The organism is Zavarzinella sp., assembly GCA_041399155.1.
GTDB lineage: Bacteria > Planctomycetota > Planctomycetia > Gemmatales > Gemmataceae > JAWKTI01.
Genome location: JAWKTI010000004.1, coordinates 660,543 through 667,809, shown reverse-complemented (window position 1 = coordinate 667,809; position 7,267 = coordinate 660,543). Strand labels below are relative to the sequence as shown.

Genomic DNA, 7,267 nt, shown 5'->3' with positions numbered 1-7,267 from the left:
CGGTCAAAAATGGGTTGCATTATCGGAATCAGTTTCAAGATCGGAGTATCCATGAAAAAATTGATACTATTCATCATCCTTTCAAGTGCCTTTCCAGGAATGGCAAATGCCAACAATTTCTGGAACGAATTTGCAAGAGGCTTTGCAGAAGCGGAAGAGAAAAATGCAAAATATCGAGATGCAAAGCGGTTTGAGCGGGAATTGCAACAGGAAACCTATGATGAAGTATCCAACTATTTGCACCAAAAACAGAACCTGGAGTATCAACAAAAGTTTCAGAAGCTGAACAGTCAAGTCCAGCCGCTCTTGCAAGTAGATGTTCCTAAATGCAAACCCGAATTATTAAAGAAAAGCAATGCCCAGGCAACGATAGGCTGTATTACCCGTGCGATGCTGAAACGCTACAAGGCGGGAGACTATGATTATATGCAGATCCTCCAGGACCATGTGCGAAGAGTCACCGCCGCTGGAAAAGCGTTCTCGTCAGGAAAAATCTCGGAGGAAGAATTTAATCTCAGGATTGCACGAAGTATTGAGGAGTGGCAGCGAAAAGAACAGCACTCGTTTACGACATACAAGAATAGCATAGATAATGCGATCCATGAAATTGCATACCAGCAATCCATTGTACAAACAGCAGGAAGTCGGGAGCGGTATTTACAGCATCGAAACATGCAGGAACTGGAAGAACGTGTTGCTCGAGCAGAGCGAAAAGCAAATCAGGCAATGATGGATGCTCAACGTGCAGAGTCACGAGCGTACGATGCAGAAAGGCGAGCGAAATCTATTCGATGATTTAACATCGTTGTAGGGTGGGGATTTCGAAGAAAACCGTTGCTTGGTCGTGGTAATTCCGGTAGTGGAATTGAAGAAATTCATCAGTCGAAAGTGCCCACCATGTCCGATGATTATCTTCCCGTAGGACCTGCACCCGCCGAAGAGACCTGCGTTGCCGTGGGAGAGCGGGATTACAGCAAAAAAGCCCGCACAGAGTGCCAGCAGTACATTCAGGCGATCCGAGCGAAACTGGGGCAGGAACCCGAGGGTGCCCGGCTGGGGATCAAATCCTTTACGCACGATTTTGGCAGCTACTTCGAAGTGGTCTGCTACTTTGAAGCCGAGAACCCCAAAGCGGTGGAATATGCTTACCGCTGCGAAGGTGAGGCTCCCACCACATGGGAAGAAGTGGGGATGACCGCCCCGAAATTCGGCAGAGACCTGGATATCGGTTAAAAGCGGTTTTACGCTGCGAGATGGGTGAGATTTACGCCATATCCTGCAAAAATTCTGAGACCGGGTCGATGCCACTTAACAGCAAGCAATCACGGGCACGAGTGCAGGCAACATACAACAGATGCCGTTCTGTTTCATACACTTCTTTCAAATCGGCCTCGTCGCTCGCTTCTTCAATCCTGTTCTGCAAGGGGATTACTTCATCATCACAAGCCATCACCGCTACACTGCGAAACTCAAATCCTTTCGCCAAATGCATGGTAGCCACGGTAACATGTCCAGATTTTGACTCCGTGCCATCATCGAGAATCACCGCTTTCAGTTTGGCCTGTTCAATGCTGCTTAATGCCCGATCCAGTTGTTCCGAGGAGCGAACAAATAATCCAATTTCGTGCGGTTGAACCCCCAATGAAATCTGTTCCAGTAACCAGTCAGCAACCAATTGCTTTTCCTGCTCAGCATCCGCTGCAGTCACCATCACAGGTACAGGCCCTTCAAACACGGAAATCGTGTCGTTCCGTTTCTCTCGATTCCCGTCCATGTCGGTAATTTCGGGGTCGAGTAAGCGGTCAGCCTGGGTACGAATCTGGTGCGAGGTGCGATAATTCACCCGAAGGGTCCGGGAACGCCCCCGGATATCCACGCCCAGTGCTTTCCATGAAATCGGCTGCTGAAAAATCCGTTGTCCTAAATCACCTGTGAAGAATAATCCATTGGGACGGTGTGCTGCCAGTGCAGCGAGAAAACGCAACTGAGCCACGCTGAGATCCTGAGCCTCATCAACCACTGCAAAATCGTATGGCTTGTTCTGTTGCTGTTCCAAAACTGGACACAGTTCCGTAAAGATTGCGGCACTGGTTTTCAATTTCCTGTCAACCAGTTCCTTCTGGATGGAAAGCATGATCTGCCATAATCGCTCCCGATTCGCTTCCGAAAGCCGAATTTTCCGCCCAGGACGGGGAATATCCCGATACTCTTCCCAGGTGTGAACCTGCCACGCATCGACAATCTGGTCCCACTCAGCAATCACAAACGAACGGGTGAACTTCTCTGCTTTTGTTGGTGTGAAACGACTATCGATTATCTCCAGGAGTTCTGTCCGGGTTGCCATCGTTGCATTCCGATTCACCAGAGTGCGGTAGAGTCTCAATCCTAACTCGTCGAGTGATTGAATGTCGATCCGGTCTGCGAGGAGTGGTTCTGCTGCAACTAAGCGGCGGAGCATCCGTTGCAGATTGGCTGCCAGTGCCTTCGTAAATGTGGCCAACAGAACACGGCTCTGGGGGTATTTCCGTGCCAGATGCACGGTGCGGTGCAGGGCAACAACAGTTTTTCCGGTGCCTGCGGTACCCGATACCCGTGCGGGGCCAGAATATTCCCGATAAGCAATATCTCGCTGATCCGGATGCAGGAAAATGGTCCATTTTTCCCATGGGGAATCGAGTGCCTGTGCCAGTTCATCCTGGTTCGTCAGTACTCGGAACCGACGCTGGGCATCAGGATGGGTGAACGGATTGCTAATCGGCTGTTCTGGAACGGAGGAAACTGGCTTGCCACCGGTCGCAATCTCCAGCAGTGCTTCCGCCGCTTCAGCAGGAAGATGGTTGGCAATGGTCAGATAGCTGTCTTCCGTGGCTGTTCTAACATCGGCAATCCATTCTGCAGGGACTCCATAGGAAAGCAGTTCTTTCTCACTGAGTCGGGCAAACAGTGGTGCTTTCACGATGGCAGGAGTTTCAGCATCGACGTAGCGAGGAATCAGCACATCCTGGACCGTTTCCCGGATTTCGACCAGTTGTGCTGCCCCTGTCTGGGGATGCGTTTCCAGTTTTCTGCGGGCAGCCCAGTCATAGGCGGGATCATGGTGATCAACATAGCAGAGCAGCAAACTGTCATCGCTTTTGTGCACGATTAAACGGATATCTTTATTGACCCGTACCGACCAGAATCGCTTATCTTTCGCACGGTCGAGCTTGTGGAACTTGAGACCCGGATTCGCGGGATTCATTTGTAGGTCGAAGGCACTGTTTTTGACTGCCTTCTGCTCTTCACCGGTTAATTTTAACAGGCTGTCGGTAAACGTATCAGATATCAAGAATTGCATCAGTGGGCCTGCTCCGATTGGTCGTGGTTAATTGGCAACATTGGCATCAATCTCATGAATCATCTGCCAGAGACGGTCGGATTCACCATTTTCCATCACATCCATTGGGGTGCGACCCTCGAAAGCGGTGTTGGGCTGCTTTAACCAGTTTTTTAACTGGTCGGCAGGCAAAATCTGCAACAAGGCATCCACTAATCGCTTCATTTCCTGCATTTTCAACTTGGCAGAAGCACTGAGCGGTTTTCCAGCTTCCCAACCTGCAATCGAACGTACCGCATAACCAGTGACCAGCGAAAAATCGTGTTGAGTAAAACCTGCGTTCAGGCGAACGGCTTGAATCCACCTTCCCGACCGCTGCTTGAGGACTGGTTTTTTGCCTGACGATGAATTCGGCTTTTTCGCTGATGCCTTTCGTGCGGTTGGCTTCGTCTTCAATGACATGGGAAACTCCAACATGCAAATTTGCATATTCTTATTTTAACTGTTTTTTCCAAGTAGTTCAAGTTCTTCCGGATTCTGCACTTCGATTTGCAGCAATGAGTGGAGATTTTTTGGGAAAACCAGTAGATTCTTCGACTTGGGACACGGTTTTGAAGGAACCAGCAGGCCTTGCAGTCCTATCTGGTGGGCTGCTCGGCCAATTGCCTGGCCAGCAGATTCTGCTTTCTGGGCAACAATTGCCCGCCAGTCTTCCGTCATCACCTGTTCCAATGGGATCGGCAACGTCTCTGAAACAGTGGGATCAGTGAGATCAAGCACCTGTGTCAACTTCACCACTACTATCACGGTTACTTTGGGATAACCTTTCTTCAGAGGGAGCTGATAATAACGAAAATGCTCATTTGCTTCCTGGAGCGAGGTTTCTGGTTCATCACTCAAATAAACGATTTTCAGCACGCCATAGGGGTGCCAGCGACCTGCACTCTTCAAGCCACCAACCCCTGCAACAATCTGTTTAGCAGAAGTATAGCTTGGACCAGCGGTGCGAAAAAATTCCCCTTCGAGAGAAACTTGCTGCGAGATTCGTTCGAGCATCCAACGCTTAATTTCCGCATAGCGTGGATGGGCCTTCTGTTTCATCGGTCTTGTTACTTCACCTCAAAAACCTTTAATACTTCATCACCCAGATGGTTAATTACTTTCACAGCAATCCTGCCGGTAGCGGGGCGGGGAAAGGGGCGGGAAGTGGCACTGTGCAGTGTTTCCCAGGCCGCAGCATCGATCTCCGCCTTCAGGGTGGTTTTCAGGCTCTTGTACGGGTCGTTGGCACCCAGAAAATAGGCCTGACGTACAAAGAAGCTCTCGCCGTTGTAATTGGAATCGACAAACCAGCAGGCAATCTCATCGGTATTGCTGCTAATCACCTCGCCTGTTTGTGGCTTAAAGACATCCACGCCGTTGACCTGCACCTGGATATTTTCCTTATCGGGATAGAGCAATTCCACATCCGGTTCCCCAAAGATCACAAACAGATTCCCTTTGCCAGTGTTCTTTAACTCTTCCGACATATGCAGATCGGCATTCATGCGGGCTTTCAAAACGGGCAAGCGGCCCAGTTTATTAAATTCTGTGGTAATCGCTTCATAATTGAATGCACAGCAGATCAGCACGTCAAATCCCGCATCAGCTGCTTCCCGGGCAGCTTCCACCAGGTCCTGCCGTCGAACCGTGCCAAATTCTGGACCAATCAGGATGGCAGCACGTTTGCTGGTTTCCCCTTCCAGATAGCGTCCTTCCGCACAGACCAGTCTGCCTGGCCAGAGGGTCAGCGAATCGAACTGAATCCGGCCCTCTTTGTGGGCTTGCTGCACACCAGCGGTGCGAAGGTTATCCAGAATCATCGCGGCGAAATCCTGCTTCTCAGCAGCAACCATCCCCTGGGCGCTATCAATCAGTTCGCCATGCTCATCAACACCCAACGTGCGGTGAGGGCTGAGGCTTTCCACAGTAAACGGACCTGCCACCCGGACTTTTTTCTTGTCTTCATAAGGCTTGTCGTAAAGGTATTCGAATTCGGCACGGGCAGCGATACTGGCATCAATCGCCTTTTGGCGGGCAATTCGCAGTTTCCAGAACTCTGCATGGAGTGGTTTTGCTTTCTCTGACCAGTCGGTGGGTAGGTCGCGGGGGATTTCCCATTCCTGAATCTCGGCAGGAACGTCCACATCATATTTCTGCTTTTTGCGATAATCAGCGAGCCATTTCGCGGGCAGCAGTTTGCTCAATTGCTCCCGTAGGGGAAGTAACTGGTCTTCAAATTGCTGCCAGATGACATCGATTTCGGTGTTATTGGCGATACTCTTCAGTGTGATGTGTGGAACCCGTTCATAGACAAATCCTCGACGTATACTGCCGCTGGTGGGCTGGGAAGATACCGGTTTTTGGGTCACTTCCGCTTCTTTTGATTGCCCTTCGGGAGTATCTGCCAAAAGGTAATAGGGATAACGACCACCCATGATCCGTGCACGGGCCAGTGCCAAAGCGACACGACTGGTATCAATGGTGATCCAGCGACGGCCCCACTGCTCTGCGACATAAGCGGTGGTGCCCGAACCGCAGGTGGGATCGAGCACCAGGTCGCCGGGGTCGGAGGCCATGAGGAGGCAACGCTGTACAATCTTTCGATTGGTTTGAACAACGTAAAGTTTCTCGTCGGAATAACCGCCAGCACTCGTGTCTTGCCACAGGTTGTCCATTGGAGCGACGGGAAAGTCGTTCAGTTTTCGCACGTAGTACAGGCTTGTACTGACATTGATCAATCGTCGCGATTTTTCGAGTCGATCAAGTCCCGCCGAGGTGGTCTTCCAATGCTGGTTCGAACCGGGATGGAATTGCTTGCACTCGAAAGTCCTTGCGCTTGAACCAAGCGGAGTAGCTCCTAATGAAATCAAAGTATCGGGGGCGAAAATCGAGAGGCTTTCGTCAATTGACTTCGCTTCTTGCTCTTCCCGCGTCATTTTTCGTCGGACACCTGCGGGACCTTCCTCGATCATTCGATAAATCGACGGGCGATCCTCACCGGTCTTGTCTCGATATGGCTGACGATATTTGACGTGTTCCGCGGACTTTGCGTACCAGAGAACATAGTCAGCAACGGACGCGAGAGTAGTGGAAGATTGGCCACCGGTCTTCCGGAACGAAATAACTGAGCAGAGATTCGTCGGGCCAAACACCTCATCCATCACCGCCCGCACTCGATGCACATTCTCATCCCCTATCTGCACGAAGATACTGCCCGATTCAGTGAGGAGATCGCGGGCGACGGTCAGGCGGTCGCGGAGATAAGTGAGGTAACTATGGATGCCGTCACGCCAGGTATCACGGAACGCTTTGACCTGTTCTGGCTCCCGAGTGAGATGGTCGCGGTTGCCATCCTTCACATCTCGGCTTGTGGTGCTCCACTGAAAGTTACTGTTGAACTTGATGCCGTAGGGGGGATCAAAATAAATGCACTGCACTTTCCCACGCAGCCCTTCTCTTTCGGCCAGGCTGGCCATCACCTGCAGAGAATCTCCCAGAATCATCCGGTTCGTCCAATGGCCATCATGCTGGTAAAATTCAGTTTTCTCTGCACCTTCTGGGATTCCGTTGAAGTCTGCAAAGAGATCACCCTGAAAAGTGCCATCTCCGATTGGTTCACTGCTGGAACCAGCCATCAGGTCATCGATCAGCACTTTCGGGTGGACTTTTTCCTGAATGTAGATCGGAGGTGCGTGCACGACCAGATCGGTCCAGTCCTGGGTATCCTTGCCCCGCCAGACCAGTTGCGGATCGAGATCGGTATTGCGGGGATAACGCACCGTTTTGGGCTGAGCCAGTTCGGGTGGCAGCAGGGTTTCGTATTCCGCCGTTGGGATGTTGGTCCGGTCGGCATCTGCATGAGTGAGGGTTTCAATGGTCTTTTTGCTTGTGGGTTTTTTCTTGGCCATC

Annotated in this window: 6 protein-coding genes; 2 read left to right on the top strand and 4 right to left on the bottom strand. The window is 51.0% G+C overall.

Going from position 1 to position 7,267, the window contains the following annotated elements; translation table 11 throughout:
* The first annotated feature begins 51 nt into the window (after window positions 1-51).
* Together R3B84_20495 and R3B84_20490 are read left to right on the top strand one after the other, a co-directional pair.
* The gene (locus R3B84_20495; protein ID MEZ6142951.1) at window positions 52-795 is read left to right on the top strand and encodes a hypothetical protein; all 744 of its coding nucleotides are present in this window, start codon (window positions 52-54) and stop codon (window positions 793-795) included.
* A 39-nt stretch (window positions 796-834) separates the two neighbouring features.
* The gene (locus tag R3B84_20490) at window positions 835-1,233 is read left to right on the top strand and encodes a hypothetical protein (protein MEZ6142950.1); all 399 of its coding nucleotides are present in this window, start codon (window positions 835-837) and stop codon (window positions 1,231-1,233) included.
* A gap of 31 nt (window positions 1,234-1,264) precedes the next feature.
* On the opposite strand, the gene R3B84_20485 is transcribed toward R3B84_20490, so the two are convergent.
* Genes R3B84_20485 through R3B84_20470 form a run of 4 tightly spaced genes read right to left on the bottom strand, consistent with a single transcriptional unit; the run spans window position 1,265 to window position 7,266 of the window.
* Window positions 1,265-3,337 carry a UvrD-helicase domain-containing protein gene (locus tag R3B84_20485; GenBank protein MEZ6142949.1) on the bottom strand — a complete coding sequence of 691 codons (2,073 nt, stop codon included), beginning with the start codon at window positions 3,335-3,337 and terminating at the stop codon, window positions 1,265-1,267.
* Window positions 3,338-3,364: 27 nt separating this feature from the next.
* Window positions 3,365-3,778: an antitoxin Xre/MbcA/ParS toxin-binding domain-containing protein gene (locus tag R3B84_20480; GenBank protein MEZ6142948.1), complete on the bottom strand. Its 414-nt coding sequence runs from the start codon at window positions 3,776-3,778 to the stop codon at window positions 3,365-3,367.
* A gap of 36 nt (window positions 3,779-3,814) precedes the next feature.
* Window positions 3,815-4,417: an RES family NAD+ phosphorylase gene (locus tag R3B84_20475; protein ID MEZ6142947.1), complete on the bottom strand. Its 603-nt coding sequence runs from the start codon at window positions 4,415-4,417 to the stop codon at window positions 3,815-3,817.
* 8 nt (window positions 4,418-4,425) lie between these two features.
* Entirely contained in the window at window positions 4,426-7,266 is a 2,841-nt protein-coding gene (locus R3B84_20470) for a site-specific DNA-methyltransferase (GenBank protein MEZ6142946.1), read from the bottom strand.
* Between the last annotated feature and the right edge of the window lies 1 nt (window position 7,267).